This window comes from Flectobacillus roseus, from assembly GCF_030056595.1.
Classification (GTDB): domain Bacteria; phylum Bacteroidota; class Bacteroidia; order Cytophagales; family Spirosomataceae; genus Flectobacillus; species Flectobacillus roseus.
In genome coordinates this window covers 382,256-407,979 of the sequence record NZ_JASHIF010000009.1, presented here as the reverse complement: position 1 = coordinate 407,979, position 25,724 = coordinate 382,256, and the positions used below count along the sequence as shown (strand labels likewise).

General features: G+C 37.8%; 18 protein-coding genes. 12 read left to right on the top strand and 6 right to left on the bottom strand.

The window, feature by feature from the left end:
- Nucleotides 1-187: 187 nt before the first annotated feature.
- The 5 genes from QM524_RS12540 to QM524_RS12520 all read right to left on the bottom strand — a co-directional run bounded on the left by QM524_RS12540 (nucleotide 188) and on the right by QM524_RS12520 (nucleotide 8,165).
- On the bottom strand, nucleotides 188-1,630 hold the full coding sequence (locus QM524_RS12540) for a TolC family protein (RefSeq protein ID WP_283344866.1): 1,443 nt from the start codon (nucleotides 1,628-1,630) through the stop codon (nucleotides 188-190).
- Nucleotides 1,623-4,829 (bottom strand): efflux RND transporter permease subunit, encoded by a 3,207-nt coding sequence (locus QM524_RS12535; protein ID WP_283344865.1) that lies wholly within the window; start codon nucleotides 4,827-4,829, stop codon nucleotides 1,623-1,625. Before QM524_RS12535 ends, QM524_RS12540 begins: the two co-directional genes overlap by 8 nt.
- Before the next feature lie 180 nt (nucleotides 4,830-5,009).
- Complete coding sequence (locus QM524_RS12530; protein WP_166578409.1) at nucleotides 5,010-6,095, bottom strand: efflux RND transporter periplasmic adaptor subunit; 1,086 nt, start codon at nucleotides 6,093-6,095, stop codon at nucleotides 5,010-5,012.
- 246 nt (nucleotides 6,096-6,341) lie between these two features.
- A complete protein-coding gene (locus QM524_RS12525) occupies nucleotides 6,342-6,761 on the bottom strand; it encodes a hypothetical protein (RefSeq protein ID WP_283344864.1) in 420 nt (139 codons plus the stop codon).
- A 543-nt stretch (nucleotides 6,762-7,304) separates the two neighbouring features.
- Complete coding sequence (locus tag QM524_RS12520; RefSeq protein ID WP_283344863.1) at nucleotides 7,305-8,165, bottom strand: AraC family transcriptional regulator; 861 nt, start codon at nucleotides 8,163-8,165, stop codon at nucleotides 7,305-7,307.
- Between the two features lie 134 nt (nucleotides 8,166-8,299).
- Here QM524_RS12520 and QM524_RS12515 point away from each other — a divergent pair, with 134 nt between their 5' ends.
- The 9 genes from QM524_RS12515 (at nucleotide 8,300) to QM524_RS12475 (ending at nucleotide 19,236) form a co-directional block, all read left to right on the top strand.
- A complete protein-coding gene (locus tag QM524_RS12515; protein WP_283344862.1) occupies nucleotides 8,300-10,330 on the top strand; it encodes a glycoside hydrolase family 3 protein in 2,031 nt (676 codons plus the stop codon).
- A gap of 309 nt (nucleotides 10,331-10,639) precedes the next feature.
- On the top strand, nucleotides 10,640-11,146 hold the full coding sequence (locus QM524_RS12510; RefSeq protein ID WP_283344861.1) for a GNAT family N-acetyltransferase: 507 nt from the start codon (nucleotides 10,640-10,642) through the stop codon (nucleotides 11,144-11,146).
- Nucleotides 11,147-11,341: 195 nt separating this feature from the next.
- Nucleotides 11,342-11,959 carry a low molecular weight phosphatase family protein gene (locus QM524_RS12505; protein ID WP_283344860.1) on the top strand — a complete coding sequence of 206 codons (618 nt, stop codon included), beginning with the start codon at nucleotides 11,342-11,344 and terminating at the stop codon, nucleotides 11,957-11,959.
- Between the two features lie 24 nt (nucleotides 11,960-11,983).
- On the top strand, nucleotides 11,984-12,316 hold the full coding sequence (locus QM524_RS12500) for an ArsR/SmtB family transcription factor (protein ID WP_283344859.1): 333 nt from the start codon (nucleotides 11,984-11,986) through the stop codon (nucleotides 12,314-12,316).
- Between the two features lie 39 nt (nucleotides 12,317-12,355).
- Nucleotides 12,356-12,829 carry a DUF6428 family protein gene (locus QM524_RS12495; protein ID WP_283344858.1) on the top strand — a complete coding sequence of 158 codons (474 nt, stop codon included), beginning with the start codon at nucleotides 12,356-12,358 and terminating at the stop codon, nucleotides 12,827-12,829.
- A gap of 132 nt (nucleotides 12,830-12,961) precedes the next feature.
- Nucleotides 12,962-14,023, top strand: coding sequence for an ACR3 family arsenite efflux transporter (gene arsB / locus QM524_RS12490; protein ID WP_283344857.1), 1,062 nt, complete (start codon nucleotides 12,962-12,964; stop codon nucleotides 14,021-14,023).
- A gap of 142 nt (nucleotides 14,024-14,165) precedes the next feature.
- Nucleotides 14,166-15,377, top strand: a complete 1,212-nt coding sequence (locus QM524_RS12485; RefSeq protein WP_283344856.1) for an MFS transporter — start codon at nucleotides 14,166-14,168, stop codon at nucleotides 15,375-15,377.
- 152 nt (nucleotides 15,378-15,529) lie between these two features.
- On the top strand, nucleotides 15,530-15,886 hold the full coding sequence (locus QM524_RS12480) for a hypothetical protein (protein WP_283344855.1): 357 nt from the start codon (nucleotides 15,530-15,532) through the stop codon (nucleotides 15,884-15,886).
- Between the two features lie 86 nt (nucleotides 15,887-15,972).
- Complete coding sequence (locus tag QM524_RS12475; RefSeq protein WP_283344854.1) at nucleotides 15,973-19,236, top strand: TonB-dependent receptor; 3,264 nt, start codon at nucleotides 15,973-15,975, stop codon at nucleotides 19,234-19,236.
- A 306-nt stretch (nucleotides 19,237-19,542) separates the two neighbouring features.
- On the opposite strand, the gene QM524_RS12470 is transcribed toward QM524_RS12475, so the two are convergent.
- Nucleotides 19,543-20,226: a hypothetical protein gene (locus QM524_RS12470; RefSeq protein ID WP_283344853.1), complete on the bottom strand. Its 684-nt coding sequence runs from the start codon at nucleotides 20,224-20,226 to the stop codon at nucleotides 19,543-19,545.
- A 661-nt stretch (nucleotides 20,227-20,887) separates the two neighbouring features.
- On the opposite strand from QM524_RS12470, the gene QM524_RS12465 reads away from it, so the two are divergent.
- The 3 genes from QM524_RS12465 to QM524_RS12455 all read left to right on the top strand — a co-directional run bounded on the left by QM524_RS12465 (nucleotide 20,888) and on the right by QM524_RS12455 (nucleotide 25,500).
- Entirely contained in the window at nucleotides 20,888-21,562 is a 675-nt protein-coding gene (locus QM524_RS12465; protein WP_283344852.1) for a response regulator transcription factor, read from the top strand.
- Complete coding sequence (locus QM524_RS12460; protein ID WP_283344851.1) at nucleotides 21,559-22,845, top strand: sensor histidine kinase; 1,287 nt, start codon at nucleotides 21,559-21,561, stop codon at nucleotides 22,843-22,845. The genes QM524_RS12465 and QM524_RS12460 overlap by 4 nt, the downstream gene beginning before the upstream one ends.
- A 228-nt stretch (nucleotides 22,846-23,073) precedes the next feature.
- The gene (locus QM524_RS12455) at nucleotides 23,074-25,500 is read left to right on the top strand and encodes an outer membrane beta-barrel family protein (protein ID WP_283344850.1); all 2,427 of its coding nucleotides are present in this window, start codon (nucleotides 23,074-23,076) and stop codon (nucleotides 25,498-25,500) included.
- Nucleotides 25,501-25,724: the final 224 nt, after the last annotated feature.

The window sequence follows — 25,724 nt, the reverse complement described above, 5'->3', positions numbered from 1 at the left end:
AGATAGTTACAGGTCCTTGTTAAATCGATTCGATACAACGCTTTCAAGTTGGATAGGTTTTAACTTTATAGCATTTATTATCATCGCATTGAAGAAAATCAAAAAGTCAAGATGACTTCAATTAAAAATAATCCCCATCTTACTCGGTAAAATGGGGTTATTTGCACTAACGATTACACAATACAAATTAATTCCATCCGCCGCCGAGTGCTCTGTAAGCATTTACAAAAGCATTCATTTGGCGCATTTTTGTTTCAATCAATTCCATACGTGATTCTAATACATCACGTTGGGTCAACAACACTTCCATATAATCTGCTCTAGCCGACTTGAAGAGTTTGATAGAGATTTCCGTAGATTGTGTAAGTGCATCTACTTGATTAGACTTCATGTTGAAGTTCTTATCCAAGTTATCAATGTTTGATAATTGGTTGGTTACCTCAATACAAGCATTCAACACCGTTCTTTCAAACTCGATGATTGCTTTGATTTGCTTGGCACTTGCAGTATTATAGCCAGCAATCAAGGCATATTTGTTTACCAATGGACCAGCAATATCGCCAGCCAATGAGGTAATCAATGCTTGAGGTAGATTGACCAAATACAAAGGATTGTAAGATCTAAAGCCCAAACCAGCACTCAAACCCAAAGAAGGGTAGAAGTTGGCTCTCGCGATATTTACGTCTAGTTTCGCAGCCGAAAGTTTCAACTCTGCGGCTCTTACATCTGGACGGTTGATAATCAATTGCGAAGGCAAACCAGCATACACTTTTGTTGGTGCCAAAGTGTTGAAATTATCCGAACTTCTATCTACATGTTGTGGGTAACGTCCCACCAAGAAGTTGATTTTGTTTTCGGCTTCAACAATTTTCTGCTGAATTTCATACTGTAAACTTTGCGTTTTGAATACCTCAGCCTCGAATCTGCGCACAGCTAGTTCAGTAACTTTAGCTGCTTGTTTTTCTTGTCTGATGATATTCAAGGCATTGCTCAAAATCTCGATGTTTTGCTTGATAATAGCCAATTGGTTGTCTAATGCCAACAACTCGTAATATGAATTAGCAATTTCTCCTACCAAATTGGTTACCAGAAAGTTTTTGCCCTCAATGCTTGCGAAATAGTTTTGTGCAGCTACTTTTTGTGCGTTACGCAATTTGTGCCAAATATCCACTTCCCAACTCGCTCTTGCGCCCACCATCATATCAGGCAAAACCTCTGGAGTTCTTACGCCAGGGCGAATTTCAGACATATCGTCTGCCGCACCTTGACTAGTATATCTCGAAACTTTGTCTACACCCAAGCCACCGCCAAGTTTTACAAAAGGAAGGTATTCCCCTTTACGAGCATTGATTTCGTTGCGCGAAATTTCAATTTCTTGTAAAGTAAGATTCAACTCCTGATTGTTTAACAAAGCTGTATCAATCAAGGCTTCCAATTTTGGATCAGTGAAAAACTCTTTCCACTTGATTTTAGCCACGTTGGTCGAGTCGCTTGTACTGCCATTATAGGTAGCAGGCGTATTACGGTTTTCTGTTTTAGTCACAGGTACCAAAGACTTTGGTACGCAGGCCGCTACCATTATCAGTACACAGCCCGTTGCTAAATAATTGATTTTTCTTATATTATTCATCGTCGTTACTGTCGTCTGGTTGAGGGAATGAATCTAATTGGTGAACTAGGTTTTCTGTCAATGAGTCGTTTTCTTCATCTTTGATGAGCTTGCGACCTTCAGCCATTGAACCAAAGATATAATACAAGCCTGGTACAATGATTACCCCGAAGATGGTACCGAATAACATACCGCCCAAGGCCGAAGCACCGATCGTTTTGTTACCAATTGCCCCTGCACCATGTGCCAATACCAATGGAATCAAACCTGCGATGAAGGCAAATGATGTCATCAAAATTGGACGGAAACGAACTCTAGCTCCTTCGATAGCAGCGTCAAGTACTGTTGCGCCTTGATGGTGTTTTTGCATGGCAAACTCTACAATCAATACGGCGTTTTTACCTAACAAACCAACCAACATAACCAAACCAACTTGTGCATAAATATCGTTGGCTAATCCCATTGATTTAATCATTAAGAATGAACCAAATACCCCTGCTGGTAACGATAATACTACCGACAATGGAATAATAAAGCTTTCATATTGAGCAGCTAATACTACATAAACGAAGGCCAATACGATAAGGAAGATATAGATAGCTTCATTACCACGTCTAACTTCATCGTAAGAAAGGGCAGCCCAGTCAATATCAAATCCGTGTGGCAATGTTTCTTTGGCAACTTGTTGTACCGCAGCAATCGCCTGACCCGAACTGTAACCTTTTGCAGCACCACCACGAATAGCGGCAGTAGTGTACATGTTGTAGCGGTTAATTTCGTTTGGTCCTTGCATTTTCTTGATTTTCATGAAAGATGAGAAAGGAACCATTTCGTCACGGTTATTTTTCACATACAATTTCATGACATCTTCTGGCAATTGTCTAAACTCTGGCGAAGCCTGAACGAATACTTTAAAGAAACGTTGGAATTTGATAAAACCTAGTTCGTAAGTACTACCAATCAAGATAGACAAAGTGTTCATGGCATTACCAATGGATACGCCTTTTTGCATGGCCAATTGGTTGTCGATTTCAAGTTCGTACTGAGGATAGTTTGCACTAAAGAAAGTAAACAAACCTGTAAGTTCAGGACGTTTTTCTAGGGCTTTCATGAAATCATTTTTCACGCTTTCCAATTGGTTGTAGTCACCCGAGTTAGTTTTATCCAACAATTGTAGGGCAAAACCACCTGCTGCACCATAACCAGGCACTGCTGGTGGATCGAAGAATTCGATGGTCGCTCCAGGGATTTCATGTGCTTTTTCTTCTAACTCATAAATGATTTCAGAAACTGAATGATGACGTTCATCCCATGGTTTTAAGTTAATCAAACAAGTACCTGCATTTGAACCACGACCTTCGGTAAGTACTTCATAACCAGCCAAAGCTGATACCGATTGAATACCTTCTACTTTTTCAGCAATTTCTTGTAGTCTACGTGAAATATCGTTGGTGCGTTCCAAGGTTGAGCCTGGAGGTGTCTGAATAATGGCATAAATCATACCTTGGTCTTCACTTGGAATAAAACCAGAAGGAAGGTTTGAGGCAATTCCTGCGATACCAGCCACAAAGATAATCCATAGGACAACTGTCACTAATTTGCGGTGAGCAATTACCTTCAAAATATTTACATAGAAGTTTGTCAGTTTTTCGAAACCAGCATTGAAAACATCCAAGGCTTTGTCTAGGATATTTTTCTTCTTAGGTTTTCCATGATTATTTTTCAAAATCATGGCACAAAGTACTGGTGTTACCGTAAGGGCAATTACCCCCGAGAGAATAATTGAACTTGCCATCGTAATAGAGAACTGACGGTAGAAAATACCAACAGGACCACTCATAAATGCTACTGGTACAAATACCGCTGTCATCAACAAGGTAATCGCAATAACGGCACCACTAATCTCACCTAATACTTTTCTTACGGCCTTATAAGGGGACAGGTGTTCCTCTTCCATCTTGGCATGGACGGCCTCGACGACGACAATGGCGTCATCTACTACGATACCGATAGCCAATACCAAGGCAAACAAGGTAATCATGTTGATGGTCAAACCAAACAACTTAATAAAGATGAATGCACCAATCAATGAAATAGGTACCGCAAGCGTTGGAATCAATGTTGAACGCCAGTCTCCCAAGAAAATAAATACTACCAAAGCCACCAAAATAAAGGCATCGCGAAGCGTATGAATTACGTTTTCGGTAGAAGCATTCAAGAAGTTAGATACGTCATAACTGATTTGGTAGTCCATCCCTGGAGGAAATGAAGACTTTTTCAGTTCATCTAATTTATCTTTAACACTCTTAATTACATCACTGGCATTGGAACCATATGTTTGTTTCAAGACAATCGCCGCCGAAGGATAACCATTTAGGTTGGAGTAAATATCATAATATTCACTACCTAGTTCTACCTTGGCAACGTCTTTCAACCTAAGGATTTCCCCATTAGGATTCGAGCGAATAATTACATCTTGATATTGTTCAGGTTTGTTAAAACGACCCTGATAGGTCAATACATATTCGAGCGCTTCGGCACGTTTACCATCGGCACGACCAATACGACCAGGAGAACCAATCACACTTTGGTCGCCCAGAGCTTCCATGATTTCGTCTGCCGAAACGTTATAAGCACGCATGCGGTCTGGGTTTAACCAAATACGCATAGCGTACTGACGGCTACCCAATATACGTGCTTGTCCGATACCATTCAAACGCTGTAACTCTGGAATCATGTTCACCCCTGCAAAGTTGAACAAGAACTTCATATCTGCGTTTTTATCTTTCGAATAAAGGTTCACGTACATCAACATGCTGTTCATAACGCGGTTTACCACGACCCCTTCGCGTTGTACCAACGTTGGCAAACGGTTTAGTACTTGAGCAATCCTCGTATTTACCTGTACGAGGGCTTGGTCAGGGTCAGTTCCTAAGTTAAAAACAATTTGAATGTTGGCTTCACCCGCCGAAGTGGCATCGGAAGTCATGTAGCGCATACCCCAAACACCGTTGATAGCCTGCTCAAGGGGAATAAGCACCGACTCGGTAAGTACTTTGGCACTAGCACCCGGATAAGATGCACTTACCATTACTACTGGAGGCGCAATTTCTGGGAATTGTGAAGTAGGGAGTGTCTTCAAAGACAAAATCCCCATGAAAACGATGACGATCGATATTACTATCGCTAATACCGGTCTTTGTATGAATTTACTAAACATGTTCTTCTTGAAGTTTTTGAATACACAAGTGATTGAAGTCTGGACTGAAAGAGTAGGTGTTGAGTGATTGGTGGCTATGAGTCATAACCACCTCATCCATAGCTCAATGAGTGCGAATTCCAAAACTCACTCATTGATAATTCACTCAAGCACAATAATTAACTCTTGCAGTTTCTTAGATTATTCAGCATACACTCTTAAGTGCGAAATCACTTTTTGTGGATCCTCATAATCGAACTTAATCTTATCGTTGTCTCTCACTTTCTTAATACCTTCAAGAAGTATTTTTTCATCGCCTTTCAAGCCTGATTTGATGATATAAATATCTGGCAATTCAGCAGCGATGGTAACCTCGCGTGACTTTACAGTATTGTCTTTATCTACGACAAATACATATTTTTTCTCAAGTACTTCGAAAGTAGCTTTCTGTGGAATGATGACAGCATTTTTCAATGGCGATTCCATCAAGATGCTACCAGTTTCACCATGTCTCAACAATTTCTCAGGGTTAGCAAACGTAGCACGGAAGGCGATATTACCTGTTTCGTTATTGAAGTCCGCTTCGATCGTTTGAATCACACCTGTGTGAGGGAAAATATCTTGGTTAGCCATTTTCAATTTTACGATTGGTAAAGTTGTTCCTTTGGCTTTTGTTTTCAAGTCAAGATATTGAGATTCAGGTACATTGAAATAAACCCACATTTTGCTATTGTCTGAAAGGGTTGTCAACAAATCACCTTCGTCCAACAAACTACCTTCACGTACAGCGAAGTGGTCCATGATACCGTCAAATGGCGCTCTGATTTCAGTAAAGCCTAAGTGTACTTTTGCCAAGTCCATTTCGGCTTTTGCTTTATCCCACTTTGCTTTTGCCAAGGCCAATTCGTTTTTAGAAACAATATTGCTTTCTGCCAACGATTTGGTGTTTTGGTATTCGATTTCAGCAAAATTTGCTTCAGCTTGTGCCTTTTGGAACTCCGCTTGGTATTGCAAAGGAAGGATTTGGAACATTAATTGTCCTTTCTTCACAAACTGACCTTCATCAACATATATCTTTTTTAAATAACCTTTTTCTAAGGCACGCAACTCAATGTGTTGAATCGCGCGAATCTGGCTCACAAACTCGTGAATGGCGGTTGTGTCTTTTTTTAGCGGGCTGGTTACAAGAAGTTTAATCTCTTCTTTCTTTTCTTCTTCTTTTTTAGAATCGCAGCTAGTATGGCATAGCATAACAGCCACACCCATTAGGATGAGAATTTTTTTCATGATTTTGTATTGTGAAATTGTGAGATAGACTACTGCCAAACAGCTCTGAAGGGATTTTGGGAAACAGAAAAATGATAAATCACAATATTATATTGATAATATTTTTGATTTAAACGACTAGTGAGTAAACTGAAAAGTGTATTCAATCAACATGACACTAGCATTTGCTACCTAAAAATCACTACCTAGAGGGCTGTAACAATATTTGGAATGGGGACGGGACCTTGAATCCCAATAGGTATTTTCTCATAGTCGGAATACACCGAAAACGATAAATAGTTTGTTGGGAGAAAGTTGTAAAAGATTTTTACTGTAAGAAGAAAACTGAGGGCTGCGAAGTTGGATTAAGTTTTGGTACCAACTAAAGAAAAGAGATGCAATAGCATTTCCAGCCTGAATATGATCTGATGAAGCAAGAGTCGCTTCATCTTCTTCCACTTCTTTTTCGTTGGCATCAAAAAATACTTTTTCTCCTCTCTCAGTAACAGGAACAGAGAAAACAGCAGTTTGATGCGACTCGAGAAGTGTGTTGTGGAAAGTCGAATTGGTGTTTGAAAAAGACGCAACAATATCCCCTTCCTTGTGAGAGCGAGCCATCAACTGGTTTGTGAAGCTCAACACGAGGAAAACTAGTGATAAGAGATATTTTACAAATGTCTTGTTCATTTGATGCGAAAAGTAGTGTGTTGAAATAACACTTGCAAATGTTTTAACCCAAAATTTATATAAAGGAAACAAGAATCTTGTATTAGTTATATTATATCCTTATTTCTTCTAAAAATAAAAACTTAGATTGAATTTTTTTGTACTTTTTCAGTATCTACAAAAACTTCAAATTGAGCTAAATGGACGAATAGACAAAGGAGTAAAAAAGCGAAGCTTTTAAGTGTTTGAAATATAGTGAGTTGACTTTTGTATGTGGCACTATTAATTCAATCTGTATGCTGTGGTCGCTCTTTAATTTTGCTTAGTTTTTCTTCCAAAATTTTTTAAATCTTGGATTTGTCCAATCTAAACTTGCTCTCAAAAAGAACATAAATCTCGTTTTTGTTCAATATTTGAGCCAATTTAAGAAGCTTTTGTTTGTTGAGATGCATTCTATTAGTAAAGGTTTAATAGGAAGTTGAAAAAAATGAGATTTTTTCTCAAAAATTGCGAAACTGTAAAATTTGACTTTGAAATATACCTAAAGGGTTGATCAAAAGCTGCTTAATGAAATAATTGTCGATAGTTTAGCGGCGTCATTTTTTTCATCTTTTTAAACTGTCTATTAAAGTTTGAAACATTCTGAAAACCTGATTCAAAGCAGATATCTGCGATAGAAATATCTTTTTCCTGAAGCATTTTGCAGGCATGTTCAATCCGAATTTCGGTCAAGATATGGCTAAACGTCTCCCGAGTTCGATGCTTGAAATATCGACTAAATGCCGATTCGCTCATATTGACCAAACTGGCAACTTGTTCGAGATGAATTTCATGTTGAAAATTTTGCATCATATAAGCAAATACCTGCTTGATTCTTGCCGATTCCTCTGAGTTGTTGATGGTAATGGTATAAGAGTTCAAATACTTAATCGTAGTTTCTTTGCTCATCTGATTGAGTATTGATAAAAAACTTAACAATTTGTCCATACCTTCCAGTTGGCTAAGCGATGCAAGTATCGGTTTTATTTGCTGACAAAACTCTTTACGAAATTGAATCCCTCTCTTTGCGTTTTCAAACAAATCGAATACTTTATGATTTTCGGGTTTTAAGAAAAAATCATTTCCTAAAAAATCCTCTGTGAAATGAATGACCGTTGATTGCGCCATTTCTGAAGACTTTCCTTCTATAAAATCAGGGTCATTTTTGTAGAAATGTGGTACGTACGAGCCAATAATTACTAGATCGTCGGGTCCAAATTCCTCAATACTTGTACCAATATATTTTTTGCCAGTGCTCGATTTCATCCAGACAATCTCAATTTCTGGATGAAAATGCCAAGGCGTTGGAAAAAATTGGCAGGATTGTTCAAATATGTTGAACGACAAGCCCGATGGTTTATTAATCTTAAGTAATTGTGGTTTCATGGTATTGATTCTACATATTTCAAGTTGAATTTGTCAAAAAAGTATTAAAAGTTAAACGAATAGGTAAATAATTACTTGTATTACTTTGATAGATTTGTGTAAATATTTAAAGAAAATTTTGAATAAAATTTACTATGAAAAATATTATACCTTACTCCATAAAAGCACTATTGACCCTTGGTTCGGTAGTAATTTCTTTCGCTTCTTTGGCGCAAACCCTCAAACAGCCTGAGCTTGGTCATCGTACTGTATCAATCCTGACCGTTGGGAAGTTGAAATTTAAAGACCTTAACAAAAATGGTAAGCTAGATCCATACGAAGATTGGCGCCTACCTGTCAACACGCGCATACAAGATCTCGTAAGCCAAATGACTTTGGACGAAAAGGCTGGTATGATGCTCATTAGTACTACCCGCATGGCTGGCGATTTTGCGTTCGAACAAGGCAAGCCGAAAGGACCTATCACTAATGGTTTTAATGAGGAAGATTTGGTTCAAAATATCAATATGTTTAGCCGAAAACCTTTGCCATATCCATTGCTTTCAGCATCAGGAACGACTAAAGGTGTAAAAGAAAAACACCTGCGAAATTTTATTTTACGTGCCAATACCGACGCCAAAACCATTGCCGAATGGTCTAACAATCTGCAAGCACTTACCGAAGATACTCGTTTGGGTATCCCAGCGATTGTGGCATCCAATCCTCGTAATCATATTACTAGAGACAATTCCGTGGGCTTGAGTGTAGGTACAACCGTGTTCTCTAAATGGCCGGGAGAACTTGGTTTGGCTGCTATGCATGATTTGAAATTAACGCGTCAGTTTGCTGAAATTGCCGCTCAAGAATGGAAAGCTGTCGGACTTCGCAAGGGCTATCAATACATGGCGGATTTGGCGACAGAACCTCGTTGGCAGCGAATAGAAGGCACTTTTGGCGAAGATGCCGACTGGGCTGCCAGTATGATGTTTGAAGTGGTGCAAGGTTTTCAAGGTAAGAAACTGAATCCCAATTCTGTGGCACTCACAACCAAGCATTTCCCTGGAGGTGGTCCACAAGTGGAAGGTCAAGATCCGCATTTTGATTTTGGGAAAGACCAACATTATCCCGGAGGAATGTTTGAATACCATCTCAAACCATTTATTGCGGCTATTAAAGCGGGTACTTCTTCGATGATGCCCTATTATGCCAAACCTATTAAAACTGAATTTGAAGAAGTTGGTTTTGCTTACAGCAAAGCAATTATTACAGATTTACTCAGAAAAAAACTAGGTTTTCAAGGTATTGTCAACTCAGATACAGGACCTGTCGAAATGATGCCTTGGGGCGTAGAAGGACTTTCGATTTTGGAACGTTATCAAAAAAGTTTAGACGCTGGCGTTGATTTATATTCTGGTTCTGCCGACCCAAGTTTATTGATAGAAACGGTTAAAAAAGGACTTGTTAGTGAAAAACGAATAGACGAATCTGTAACAAGAATTCTGAGAGAACGTTTCGAATTAGGGCTATTTGAAAATCCGTATGTAGACGCAGAGGCAGCTCAAAGAATTGTTGGAAATGCCAATTTTCAAAAAGTAGCAGATATTGCTTTAAGAAAATCGATTGTGGTATTGAAAAATGAAAAGCAAACTCTGCCAATCAAAGCTAAAACTAAGGTGTATTTTGAAACTTATTTCGAGAGTGGAAAAAACAATCCTCACTATGTGTATCAACCAAAATCTTCGGCCGACTATGCCGTTGAGTTTGTAAAAACGCCTGAAGAAGCTGATCAAGTCATTGTTTGGTTGATGCCAGGCACAGCAGGGGGCTTATTTGGCTCAACAGGAGCACCGATTGATCTACGTCTTTCTAAAAACTTGGTTGATGTAGAATATGTCAACAAATTATTAAAGTCGGGTAAATCAAGTACGCTTTGTATCAATTTTACAAGTCCTTGGGTGATGGAAGAATTGGCGCCAAGTAATGCCTTGTTAGCTACTTTCGGCACAACCCTTGAGGCTGTTTTAGATATAATTTTAGGGAAATTTAAACCTTCAGGTAAACTTCCATTTTCTATTCCAGTATCATCTAAAGCAGTGTTAGAAAATCTTTCGGATGTGCCAGGCTTTATGAAAAAAGGAGAGTATGCCCTTTACAAATCTGGGGATGGCTTACAAGCATTGAAATAAGGTTAAGTATGAATGCTGAATAAGATTTAATTTATCAGTTTAGGCACTAGGCAACAGGCACAAGGCAAAGAGTGTTAAAATATTTTTAAATAACCACAGAAATGCTTTTTCAAAGCCCACCGCCGAAAGCCGATACCTGAAAGCTCAAGGCACAATCTTAAACTTTATTTTGCGTACTAACTTAGTTGTTAAGTCTTGCTCGTTTGAATAAAGCGGGCAAGATTTTTTTTTGAAAAAACATATCGTTAAATTTGTATATCGCAATATTACGATATATCTTTGTTGTGTCATTAAAATTTGTCAATTCGCATGACTAATATTTCCAAAAATCTCGTCATCCGAGCAATGCAAGAAAATGATTGGGAGAGTGTTGCTCAAATCTATCAGGAGGGAATGGATACCGATATGGCTACATTCGAAACGCAAGTGCCTTCGTGGGAGAAATGGGATAGCGGGCATTTAAAAATCTGCCGTTTTGTCGTAGAACAAGATCATAAAGTGGTTGCTTGGGCTGCTCTAAGCCCCGTTTCTACGAGAGCTGTCTATGCAGGAGTGGCCGAATTGAGCATATATGTGGCAACTGAGTCCAAAGGCAAAGGTTTTGGAAGTATCCTGATGGGCCGAGTGATTGAGGAAAGCGAAAGGGTAGGTATATGGACGCTCCAGTCAAGTATTTTTTCAGAAAATACTACTAGCATTCATTTGCATCAAAAGTCAGGATTCAGAATTGTAGGGTATCGTAAGAAAATCGCTCAAAGAAACGGCATTTGGCGCAATACCCATATCCTCGAGAGAAGAAGCACCAGAGAGTTTTGAGTGGTGAATTGTGAATGATGAATTAGGGCTGTACGAAGGATTTTATCTTGTTCAAAAGAGTTCTTATTCATTGTTTTTTAACGTGTACCTGCAACCCTTGTGGTTGCCATTTTGAAGGTTAACTACAAGAGTTACCACTACATCGGTTTTATATTACGTCATTCCTAACTTATACTATAACCAACACTTCTAATCATGATTTTTAGTCCTATTCAAAACTTAATTAAAGAATCAATAGCTCTGTTTGATACAATTTCAGACGAAAGAAAGGCTCTTTTATCACAAATTTCAGCTTATATAAGCGCACAAGTTGCCGAGGAACAGCCTGTGAGATTGGTATATATATGTACACACAATTCTCGCAGGAGTCATTATGGACAAATTTGGGCAGGTGTGGCGGCTGCTTATTATGGTATTCCACATGTGGAAACTTATTCGGGTGGAACTGAAGAAACAGCTTTTAACGAAAGAGCAGTGGCAGCATCCGAACGCTTAGGGTTTAGAATAGAGAAAACAACAGAGGGAACCAACCCTGTTTATCAAGTCTATTTTGCTGATGATGTAGCAGCTGTTACCGCCTTTTCTAAAAAGTATGATAGCGATGCTAATCCAAAGGCTGGATTTTGTGCTGTAATGACCTGCAATAGTGCCGACAAAAATTGTCCAGTGGTATTTGGCGCGAGTGCAAGAGTGGCAACACCCTACGAAGATCCCAAGGCCTTTGATGGCACTCCAGAAGAATCTGCCATATATGAAGCCCGTAGCAAGCAAATTGCTTTGGAGACATTATATGTTTTTTCTTTGGTAAAATAAAAATTATTCAATCATTCAACCAACATGGGTATTACAAAAACAGATTTTTTTTCGGAGGAGCAAAATGACATAGCCACGATGTTTAAGGCAATTGGTCATCCTGCTCGGGTAGCCATATTGGACTATCTCTTAAAGGTAAATGCTTGTATCACAGGAGATATTGTGAATGAATTGCCTTTGGCACAACCTACCATTTCTCAGCATTTGAAAGAACTCAAAAATGCAGGGCTTATCAAAGGAGCCATTGACGGTAATACTATTTGTTACTGTATTGATGAAAAAGGCATAGAAAAGCTACAAAGTTATTTCGGAAATATTCTTTCCACGCTCAATAGCCGTAAAGGTTGTTGTGAATAAAAAATTAGCCAATTATTCTCATCAAAAACGCATAAAACCATGAAACTTTCAGAAGTAAAACAACATTTAGCTACTGCTGAAGCAGTGAATTTTCAATTATCGAATGGCACTTTTGTACCAGAACATTTTCATGTCACAGAAGTCGGACTAATCACCAGACATTTTATTGATTGCGGTGGGGTGGAGCGCATCGAGAAGATTATTAACTTCCAATTATGGGATGCAAATGACTTCGAACATCGTTTGAAACCACAAAAATTGTTGAATATCATCGCATTATCCGAAAATAGATTAGGTATTGGAGATTTGGAGGTAGAGGTTGAATATCAGTCAGATACGATTGGGAAATATGGCTTAGGATTTGATGGCACAAACTTCCAATTGTTATCTAAGAAAACAGCTTGTTTGGCGCAAGATGCTTGTGGTATCCCTGCCGAAAAGCCTAAAGTACGTTTGAGCGATTTGCAAGCGAGCCAATCAGCATGCTGCACGCCTGGAGGCGGATGTTGTTAAAAATGTTTAATGAGACTTCTTCGCATTATCAGGACTAAGTCTTTGGCATTCAGGTTAACAAGATTGATAAGAAACAATTTATATTTTGGCTGAAGGCATAATGCATATAGCCTAGAGCAAAAACGATACAAAATGTCTGCAAATAATTGTGCCCCAGTTGTAGAACGCAAGCAACTAGGTTTTTTAGATAGATATCTGACTCTTTGGATATTCTTGGCGATGGCGATTGGCGTTGGAATCGGGCATTTTTATCCTGAATCCTCCAATTGGATTAACTCATTTTCGAGTGGAACCACCAATATTCCATTGGCCATTGGCTTGATTTTGATGATGTATCCGCCTTTAGCAAAAGTAAAATATGAAAAAATGGGAGAAGTCTTTTCCAACCTCAAAGTATTGTCGGCTTCGTTGATACTGAATTGGATTATCGGACCTGTTTTCATGTTTTTATTGGCGATTACTTTTTTGAAAGACTACCCACATTATATGGTTGGCTTGATTTTGATTGGACTAGCCAGATGTATTGCCATGGTCGTTGTTTGGAATGATTTAGCCGATGGAAGTCGTGAATATGCCGCTGGACTCATTGCACTGAATAGTATTTTTCAAGTGCTTTTGTATAGCGTTTATGCCTACATTTTTATTGGCGTTTTGCCAACCTATTTTGGTATCCAAGGATTGAATATTGAGGTAAAAATGAGTCAGATTGCTGAGAGTGTAGGAATTTATCTTGGAATTCCTTTTGGTTTAGGACTTTTTAGTAGATGGATTTTAATTAAAACCAAAGGCGAAACTTGGTTTCAGGAAACGTATGTTCCCATGATTTCGCCGATTACTTTGGTGGCGTTACTTTTCACGATTGTGATTATGTTTAGTCTCAAGGGGCAACTCATTGTACAAATTCCGATGGATGTGGTACGTATTGCTATTCCTTTGGTGATATATTTTGCAGTAATGTTTGTAGTGAGTTTTATTGTTGGTAAAAACTTTGGAGCAGATTATGCCAAGAGTACTTCTATCGCCTTTACCGCAACTGGAAACAATTTTGAATTGGCGATTGCCGTAGCAATTGGCGTATTTGGCATCAATAGTGGCGAAGCTTTTGCCGGTGTTATTGGACCATTGGTAGAAGTACCAGCCTTAATTGGATTGGTAAATTTAGCATTTTGGTTTAGAAAAAAATGGTACACTTAGTTAGAGTGCTGAGTTTCGAGTGTTATTTTGTCCTTGCCTAGTTCGAGACTTAGTCTCGGACTAGTGTTTGTTTCAGTTTATAAACTGTTTAAAAAATGAGTCCAAGACTAAGTCTTGAACTAGAGATTTTCAGTCACAAGTTATGAATACAATACAGCTGGGCTTAAAAGAAAACTGGAAGCAATTTTCCATTCTTGTTATTATTAATGCCTTTGTGGGAGGGATGATAGGGTTGGAGCGCTCGGTCTTGCCACAATTGGCTGAGAAAGATTTTGGGATTTCTTCTAAAACGGCTGTGTTTTCATTTATCATTGCCTTTGGTATCACGAAGGCAGTCTGTAATTATTTTACAGGAAAACTGGCTAATCTTATTGGGCGAAAAAATCTCTTGGTGATTGGTTGGGTATTTGCTTTGCCTGTACCTTTTATCTTGATTTATGCCGATAACTGGAATTGGGTTATTTTGGCAAATATCTTATTGGGTATTAATCAAGGCTTGGCTTGGAGTATGGCTGTGATTATGAAAATTGATTTGGTGGGTAGTCAAAAAAGAGGTTTGGCGGTAGGAATCAACGAATTCGCAGGGTACGTGTCGGTCGGGATTGTAGCATTTTTGACAGGATACATTGCCAATACTTATGGCGTGCGACCGTATCCTTTTTATCTGGGTATAGGTTTTTCGATCATGGGTTTGTTACTTTCAATACTTTTTGTCAAAGATACTCGTCTACACGTGGGGCAAGAAAGCACCCAAAGTACTATTCCTTTACTCAAAAATATTTTTCTGAATACTTCTTTTACGCATAAATCCTTGAGCGGTATTACGCAGGCAGGTTTGGTCAATAATCTTAATGACGGGATGGTTTGGGGGCTATTACCCATTTTATTACTCAATAAAGGATTTTCGCAAACTAACATCGGTATTCTTACAGCGATATACCCGATGGTATGGGGCTTGAGTCAGCTTTTTACAGGAAAACTCTCTGATGTATATTCCAAAAAGATGTTACTTTTTGGAGGGATGCTCTTTCAAGGAATTGCTATAGTGGCCTTGATTAAAGCCAATTCATTTGAAACTTTTGGGCTTATTGGCACCCTTTTAGGTCTTGGTACAGCGCTAGTATATCCAACTTTCATCAATGCTATTGCTGACTATACACATCCTTCACAACGAGCCGAAAGTTTGGGTACTTTCCGTTTTTGGCGTGATTTGGGCTATGCTGCAGGGGCTTTGTTGACAGGTATTTTGGCAGATTATTTCGGCATAGAAATGTCTATCTTGTTGATTGGTATTCTTACGATTATTTCTTCTTTGGTCATATTGGTTCGTGTTGGAAAACCTTTTACAATTTGAAAATTTGGTAATTTGAAGATTTGAAAATATGTTTTATTAGATACCCAATAACTGAAAGCCGATAACCGATAACTCAAAGCCTAAACTCACCCTTAACATTAATTTAACATTGGAATACATATTAGTTAATATTGGCGATGTAAGTTTGTACCATGAAATTCTGGAAACATATCGTCATAACCCTAATTACACTCTTTTCTATTAGCACAAGAGAATCAGTGATTAGTCATGAGCACAAGCTTGTTCATGCTACGACGAAATCTGTTTCTCATCATTCCAATCAACATGCTGTAAAACTACTGAGTGTAGTAGATAGCCAAACTAATGCTTCTCTTGAAAATATAGAGTCAGACGATACTGATGATATTCAGGAGGTTAAAGCGTCAATTGCTCGCGAAATAGAAGCTATTTCTTTTTCGTTTCAATCATTGTCAAAAACATTGGTTACACAGCTAAGAAGTCTATTTAAGTTTGGACGCTACATTTTGTTTTTACAACTCCTCATTTAAGATTTTCCTACATTATTCTAATCACATTTTCTTGCATTCATATTGAATGCAACATGGTATTTCTTTATTCACTCTTTCGTAAAATCATGAAAACGAACGTTTACGCTAAACAACTTTCACAGTTGTTGACAGTTATCGCTTTATTTTTATTAAGCATGACTGCAATTCAAGCTCAAGTAACAACATCTTCTATTTCTGGAAAAGTAAAAGACAAAACTGGTCAGGAAGTACCAGGGGCGTCGGTTATTGCTACGTATTTGCCAACTGGTGCCAAATACGGTGTAGCTACAAGTGGTGATGGTCACTTTACTATTGCTAATATGAACCCGGGTGGTCCTTACAAAATCGTTGTAACGTTTGTAGGTTACCGTTCACAAGTCGTAGAGGGTATTACACTCAATTTAGGTTCAAATTCTAATGTTGATTTCGTGCTTCAAGAAGAAAGTACAGCATTAGCAGAAGTTGTCGTAAAAGGCGAAAAAGGGGGGGCTAAATTAGGTGCTGGCACAAATTTGGGCGAAGCTCAAATCAAATCATTACCAACCTTGAGCCGCAGTCTTACCGACATGACTCGTATGACGCCACAGAGTGCCAACAACTCATTTGCAGGTACAAACTTCCGTTACAACAACGTAACAATTGATGGTACAATTAACAACGATGCGATTGGTTTTAGCCCATCTTTAGGTGGACAAGGTGGTACTTCTGGTATGCCAGGAAGTAGTACTCGTACCAATCCAATTTCATTAGATGCGATTCAGGATATTCAAGTATATATTGCTCCTTATGATGTAAAAATCGGTAACTTCACAGGTGGTTCTATCAACGCTGTAACGCGTAGTGGTACAAACGATGTAACAGGTTCGGTATATGGTTTTGGTCGTAATGCAACAATCACTGGTCCAAACAACGCTGGTGATGGCGCTAAAATCCCAAGTAGCTATTATGACTACCAAACAGGTTTTAGAGTAGGTTTGCCTTTGATTAAAAATAAATTGTTCTTCTTTACAAACGAAGAAATCACTCGTCGTCAAGAGCCCCTTTTCTATGGTGCAGGATATAAAGATGCCAATGGCAATACGCTTTCATTGATTGATGCAGCTACAGCTCAAAAAATCTCTGATTTTGTAAAAACTAACTATGGTTTTGATGTAGGTACGGCAGGAGATTATAACATTTCTTCAAGAAGTAATAAATTCTTCAACCGTTTGGACTGGAATATTTCTGACAAACACCAATTGTCACTTCGTAACAACTACATTACTTCTGAAGCTACTAACTTGGAAAGAGATGCTGCTAACTTCAGATTTGCGAGCATGGACTTCAAACAAGTTAATAACCAAAACTCGACCGTAGCAGAATTGAAAAGCCGTTTTGGTAATGCTTCAAACAGTTTGATTTTAGGTTATTCTGATATTCATGATTACAGACAACCATTAAGTGGTAACGTTTCGATGCCACAAGTGGAGATTGCAGTAAACGGTGGTACAGTATTTTTCGGTAATGACCGTGAGGCTACAGTATTCAATATGCGTCAAAAGACTTTTGAAATTACGGATAACTTCACTTGGTTTAGAGGAAAACACACTTTCTTAGTAGGTACTCACAACGAGTTGTATTCAATCAATTATGGTTTTGTAAACTCATGGAATGGCCGTGTGGCTTACAGAAGTTTGGATGAGTTTTTTGCAGGAAAAGTAAACCGTGTTAGAGGTTCATATAGCTTTACAAACAATGACCGTGATTATAACTTCGACAATCCTTATGCGAAATTCAACGTAGGAATGTACAGTGTATATGGTCAAGATGATATTCAAGTAAATGACCGTTTGAGATTATCACCAGGCTTACGTTTTGACTTAGCAACTACTGATTCTCCATCGATTAGTTCGGCTACTAAAAACACAGCTATTGACAAAAATGCAGGAACTACTTATACTTCAACACCTTTGTCACAAATCAATAACAAGATTTTTGGACAGGTATTAGTTTCTCCACGTATTGGATTTAACTATGATGTAAATGGCGATAAGTCGGTTATCTTACGTGGTGGTAGTGGTATTTTTACAGGTAAAATTCCATTTGCTTGGTTAGGATATGCCTTCTACAACGACGGCGTTGGTTATGGTTCATTTGACGTAAACAACTTGGCAACCAAATCTGGTGTAAAAGGTGATGTATTGAAAGATGGTGCTAAAACTTTTGCTTTCAACAACGGACAAGGTAACCAAACACAAGTAGACGTAGTAAGTAATAACTTCAAAATGCCACAAGTATGGAGAAGTAGCTTGGCAGTAGATTATAACGTAAAAGGTTATAAAATTACCTTGGAAGGGATTTATACCAAAACAATCAACGACTTGAAGTTCCAACAAGTAAACTTGAAAGACTCAGTAACATACTTCTCGTATGACACGCAACACCAAATGCCAGTATATTTGTCAGGTGGTTCGACAGGGCAAAAAGTGAATTCTTCCTTCTCGAATGCTTATATGTTGTCGAATACTTCACAAGGATACCGTTATAGCTTAACAGCACAAATTGCTAAAACATATTCATTTGGTTTGAACGCTTCGGTAGCTTATACTTACGGACAATCGTGGGATTTGACCAACGGTATTCGTAACTCAATGGAATCTAACTGGCAATTGAACCAATCATTGACTCCAAATGACCCAGCATTAGCACACTCAAACTTTGATATTCGTCACCGTATTATTGCTTCATTGGGTTATAGAAAACAGTGGAACAAAAATCACGCAACGCAGTTCTCAGCAGTAATCAATGCTCAGTCAGGTAATCCATTCACATGGGGTTTTGTAAACTCAACTATTGCTAACACTCCGCAGGCTGCTGGTTTGGCGTATGTGTTCAAAGATGCAACAGAAGCCACAAAATACATGGTTGATTACAAAGATGCTAGCGGTAATACCATTACTGCAGCTCAGCAAGCACAACAGTTTATGGATTTTGTAAACGGTGATTCTTACTTGAGTACTCGCAAAGGCAACTTCACAGAGCGTAACACTGGTAGAACTCCTTGGAATACAACGGCTGATGTACGTTTGATGCACGACATTAATATTACTACAGCAGGAAAGAAATCTCATACCTTACAGATTTCATTAGACGTTATCAACTTTACTAACTTGTTGAATAGCGAGTGGGGAAGAATCTACTTCGTATCAAATACCTTCAACTCAACAGCTAGTATTGGTTTAGTTCGTAAAAACTCAGGTACTGCTACCGACCCAGTGTACAACTTTATCAAACCAACTACAGCACCGTTCTCAGTTGACCAATTATCGTCACGTTACCAAGCACAGTTAGGTTTACGTTATAGCTTCTAAGAATAAGTTATTTGTTAACGGTGTATCGGTTATTGGATGATGCTTCTACCAAGCATACTCTAACAAAAAAACAACTCCCCAAAGTCTATTTGGCTTTGGGGAGTTTGTTTTTAAAACCTATTGACCCTGCTTTTTCAAGTTTAACAACTTGGAACAATAAATCAAGTGCAGTCTCCGACTGCACCACCAACACAGCTAATAGCAAATATTGAATACTTTAGTATATTCAGTTTGAGCAAGGTCGCAGTCGGAGACTGCTTTTTATTGGGCGTTCCAAGTTCTTAAACTTAAAACAGCGAGGGAAAATTAAAAGCCCATTTTTTCTTTCAAATATAAAGCTATCTGCTGTTTAACGTTTGTAAAAAAATTGTTTTTTGTAGGATGCTTTGAACTGCTAGGAGGAGAAAAAACCCAGTGTATGAGCAATTCTTCTAACATATCAACATCATATACTTGTTTAATTACTATATCATCTTTTAAATCCCCAAACCATACATTATCCATAATAATCAACCCATCGGTTAGTTTCGCAATACAGTATGTGATAGTGAAAAAAAAGATGAACTCTTTTTTTCCTACAGGATACATTTTTAGCTCAAACACAGCATCTATTTTTGCCAACTTCTGACATATTTCGTCAAATTTTTCTTTTGAAACCAACTCTTTATATGGTCCAATCAAATCTTCTGGCATATAGAACTCATCATATTCATATGGAATGTATAAATAGATACTTATAAACTCACTATTGAAAAATTCTATTAATCCATATCTAAAACCACCGTCAGTATTCCAAAGGCTTTCTCTCAATTCATTTTTACCATAATTATTTTTAATTCCTGTAAAACAATCGTCCTCAAAGTAATTATTTAACTTACGCTGATTAAATTCCTTAAATGTACTGGACAGTTCTGAAAATGTAATTTTATCATACATGAGAGGAGCTATTTTGGGTCGCCCATACATCTCTTTTACTACTTTTTTTTTCATTGCTTAGTGAATATTGCGATATTGCTGAGATTTTTATCTATAATACGTATTTGTCTAAAAACATCATCCCCTCCGAAAAGTAAAACTCGTCTGTCAGCAGGCATACTGTTATAGTAGTCCATAATTTCTTGAAAAGTAAAGTCTGGAGTATCTAATTGAACTATTGTATTAGCTTCATTTCTCAATTTACAATTAATCGAAAGATATGAATTTGTGCTAATCTTCTGTCTTATTGTTGTCGCATTATCCTTGATTTCTCTGAATATATTTTTAACATTTGGATTTGGATCTTTCTCTGTTCTTTTTAGAGATATAGGAATTTTTCTTCCTTCAAGGGTTGTAAATATGCCCCCGCTGTTTCAAGTTTAACAACTTGGAACAATAAATTAAATGGAGTCTGCGACTGCACCAACAGCACAGCCAATAGCAAAGAATGAATATTTTAGTATATACAGTTTGAGTAAGGTCGCAGTCAGAGACTGCTTTTTATTAGGTGTTCCAAATTCTTAAACTTGAAACAGCTAACATATCTATTGTTATTAAAAGACAATTTACCACTCTTTGCTTTTGCCTAAAATACAAAAGTTAAATCTATTTTTACTCTCTTACTTTACCAATCAAAAATTCAGAATTTATTCAGAATCTAATTCTAATTTTGAATATGAAAATTCTCATCATAGAAGACGAAAAAGAATTGGCTTATGCTATGGGCGCCTATCTTGCAGACGAAAATTATCTGTGTGAATTGGCGTTTACCTTGGAAGATGCCCGCCAAAAACTGGCATGTCATACCTATGATTGTGTTTTATTAGATTTAATGCTTCCCGATGGCAGTGGATTGGATTTGTTGGCAACCATGAATCAGCAACAGCGAACAGAGGGAGTGATCATACTTTCGGCCAAAAACTCGGTTGAGGACAAAGTGAAAGGATTGCAGTTAGGAGCGGATGATTATCTCCCAAAACCTTTCCACCAATCCGAGTTGTTGGCCAGAATTTACTCAGTGATTCGAAGAAAGAATTTTAATAATCTGAATACCGTCCAGTTTGGGGAAATAGAAATTAATCTTTTGTCAAAAAACGTAAAAGTCAACGACCAAGAAATCAACTTGACTCGCAAGGAATTTGATCTATTAATGTTTTTTATCAGTAATAAAAATAAGGTTATCTCCAAAAGTGCCCTTGCTGAATACCTTTCGGGCGACATTGCCGATATGTTTGATAATCATGATTTTGTGTATGCACATATCAAAAATTTGAAGAAAAAAATACTTGAAGTTGGCGGAAATAATTACTTGAAAACACTCTATGGTGTAGGTTACAAATGGGAAAAATGACCAAACTCCTCGATAAGCCCCTAAAGGCATTTACGATTTATGCTTTTGTGATTCTGAGCTTGAGCATCCCTGCCTATTATTGGGTGGTCGAAACAGTTTGGCAAAAAGAACTCGACGAACACAATCTGATTATCAAAGAACGTATCGTTTCTCAATTGCAAAATTTGTCGCTCAACCCAACACAATTTGATAGTGTAACGCATATCTGGAATGTGTTGCAGTCAGGAACTCGAATTTTTCCTGTAAAAAAAACGGCTACCTCTACTGATAGCACCTATTTGGTCATGCGAGAAAATAAGCTCAAAACGCATACCGAAATAGATCGCTTCAGGGGATTAGCAAGCTATGTTCGATTTAAGGGTAATACCTACAGACTTTGGATTGAAACTAATGTAGAGGAGGCAGACGAAATCGTATATATCATTTCGGTGGTATCGTTATTCTTTTTTGTACTACTAGCTTTAGGGTTCATTTTCTTGAATAGAACTATCGCCCAAAAAGCTTGGCGTCCCTTTGAAAAAACATTAGGGCAACTCAAAAGCTTTGATCTGTCTGCAACTGAGACCATCGATTTTGAGAAAACCGAAATACAGGAATTTGAAGACCTTCATAATACCCTTCAAAAGATGCTTTATGCGGCGATTAGTGCTTACAAACAGCAAAAAACGTTTATCGAAAATGCCTCGCATGAGTTGCAAACACCTTTGGCTATTTTGAGGTCGAAAGTTGATTTGTTTTATCAATTACCAGAACTCAATGAAGCTCAATTACAGGTACTTGAAGGTATCGAAAAGCCACTTGCCAGAGTTTCTCGCATTAACAAAAACCTTTTGCTCTTGGCAAAAATTGAAAATCACCAATTCGAAAAAGTAGAAATACTCGACGTTGGAAGTATGATAAATGACATTTTGGAGCTTTTACAAGATTATGCCGAAAGCAAAAACTTAACGATTCAGGTACAACTTGAAGCTCGTCCAGATATTAAAGGCAATAAGTTTTTGATAGAAACTCTTTTGTATAATTTGTTGACCAATGCCATTAGATATACTTCAGAAGAGGGTGAAATAGTAATATTTTTAGATAGTCAACAATTAAATGTTCAGAATACAGGGATAATATCGCTAAATCCTGCACATATTTTCCGACGTTTTTCGGTATCCTCCTCCGAACAAGTAAGTAGTGGCTTAGGGTTGGCTATTGCCAAAGAAATTTGCCATAGATACAACTGGAAAATGGTGTATGTCTTTGATGTGAATAAGCACCAATTTAAAGTTTGTTTTTAGTTAATTATTAGTGCTGATTTGAGCTTTCAGCCTTCAGCTACGGGCTTTGGGCATAAACATAACTGTTGTTAATAAGAAACATTTTGAAACTATTTGCCTAATGCCTGACAACTTAAATTTAAACTTTGAGCTTTCGGATGTCAGTTATGAGCTAAATACCTAATGCAAATAAAATGCTAAATGAATAAGGGTATTCTGCTTAAAGCCAAAAGCCCCAAACAATTTTATATGAAATCATTAACTTCTCTCATTCAAAAACTAGCTTTATTAAGCTTGATGTTATGGCTTGGAAATGTCTCACAGGCACAAGTTACGTCTGTGAGTATTTCTGGACAAATCAAAAATAAGACTAATACAACTGTATTGCCTTATGCCAATATTATCTTGAAAACTACCAAGGATAGCGCCTTTGTGACAGGAACAGTGTCGAACGAGGAGGGACGTTTTACCTTGACCAATGTCAAACCCAATGAGTATATTTTGACAGTTTCATTGGTTGGTTTTAACCTAGCCAAACAAAAGATTTTTGTAGGAAAACTTTCCGCATTTTTGGACTTACCTGTTATTGAACTTACCGAAAATGTACAAACTCTAGGAGAAATAACCGTTCAAGGAAAAGCCGATGAAGTGAGTGCCAAAATGGATAAAAAGGTATTTTCTATTGCCAATAATATCTCACAAAGTGGCGGCTCTATTTTGCAGGCTATGCAAAGCGTGCCAGGTGTGACAATCGAAAGCGGAAAGGTATCATTAAGGGGCAATGACAAGGTAACTATCTTAATAGATGGCAAACAAACAGCGTTGACAGGTTTTAATGCCCAATATGGTTTGGATAATATTCCCGCCTCGAACATCGATAAAATTGAGGTAATTAATAATCCTAGCTCCAAATACGACGCCAACGGTAGTGCAGGGATTATTAATATCATCATGAAGAAAAATATTAAACAAGGTTTTAATGGTAAATTGGGTTTAGCCACGGGTTTGGGCGCTCTTTGGCAACGTCAAGACAATTATCCTGATGTGCGTCCGCAATATACGATGACGCCAAAAATCAATCCATCCTTGGCATTAAATTATCGTACCAATAAAATCAATGCTTTCGTTCAGGTGGATAATTTGTACACGCACACGCTCAACAAAAACGAATATACCACTCGTACCTATGACGATGGAACTATCATAAAACAACAGTTGAAACGTAATCGAGATACCAACTTTTTTAACTCAAAGGCAGGTTTTGATTGGTTTCTGGATAGTCAAAATACCTTGACTGTTTCAGGCTTATTTGGTACCGAAAAAATATTAGATAATGGTGATGAGCCATTTTTTAATGGAGATTTTAGCAAAAGATTACGCCTTTGGACTTTCTTGGAAGATGAATTGAAAACCACCGCTATGGCAACACTTGCCTATCAGCATAAATTTCAGGATGCTGGGCATTTATTGAATTTTGGTTACAATTATACCTTTCACCGTGAGGATGAAAAATACTTTTTTACCAATGCTATGCCGACTTTTACGGGCAAAGATTCTTTCAAATTACTTTCTGATGAAACGGTTTCAGATTTTAACTTAGATTATATCAAACCGCTCAAATTTGGTAGAGTAGAAACAGGCGTAAAATACCGTAAACGTGATATTCCGACCAATATGCAGTTTTTTCCTGGGGTAAATTCTCCTTTGGATTCTTCGGCGGGTGGACCAGCCACCTATAAAGAATCTATTCCTGCGGTTTATGGAAATTTGGTTTTTGAAACTCGAAAACTCGAAGCCGAAATTGGCTTGCGTATGGAATATGTGTCGGTAAATTATCAGGTGAGTCCGTCACATAATACCTACAAAAGCGATGGGTATTCGTACACACAGCCCTTTCCGAATGTACGTCTGGGATACAAAATCAGTGATAATCATCAGTTAACTTTCTTGTACAATCGTCGAGTAGACCGTCCCAATGAGGTAGATATTCGTGTTTTTCCGAAATATGACGATGCTGAAATTATCAAAGTGGGGAATCCTGCTCTGAAGCCACAGTTTACCAATAGTCTTGAATTGGGGTATAAAACAAATTTTTCACGAGGCTATTTTTATACTTCTTTATATCACAAAATTGTGGATGGAACTATTACTCGTATTTCAAGCACGGTACCTAACAGTACTTTGATTTATGCAATTTTTCAAAATGTTGACAAAAGTTATAATACGGGAATAGAAATGGTATTTAGTAAGGAAATAGCACCTTGGTACTCGTTCAATATCAATGCCAACGTTTACCGAAATCAGATCAATGCTTTTGCTATCTTGAATCTTTACCCGACTCCTCATATATCTAGTTCGGATGAACAAATGTTGATTTCGTGGAATACCAAATGGAATAATATCATTCATTTACCCAACAAAACAGACTTACAAGTTTTGTTCACTTATTTGGCGCCAGACCTTATCCCGCAAGGGCGAATCCAACAGCGTTTTTCTTGTGATGTAGGGTTGAAAAAATCTATGAACAACGGGAAGCACGAGGTGGTTTTGAATGCGACGGATTTGTTTAATACCATGAAAATCAAGAAAACCGTCAATGGCGATGGTTTCAAGTATACCAGTGCTGACTATTACGAAACTCAGGTCATTCGAGTAGGGTATAATTATAAGTTTTAAACCATAAGCCCTCTGCTGTTTCAAGTTTACCAACTTTGAATAATGAATTAAATGCAGTCTGCATCTGCACCACCAGCACAGCCAATACCAAATATTGAATACTTTAGTATATTCAGTTTGAGCAAGGTCGCAGTCGGAGACTGCTTTTTATTAGGCGTTCCAAGTTCTTAAACTTGAAACAGCTAGCGTATCCTCATTTTTTACTCAAAAATAAGTATACTGAT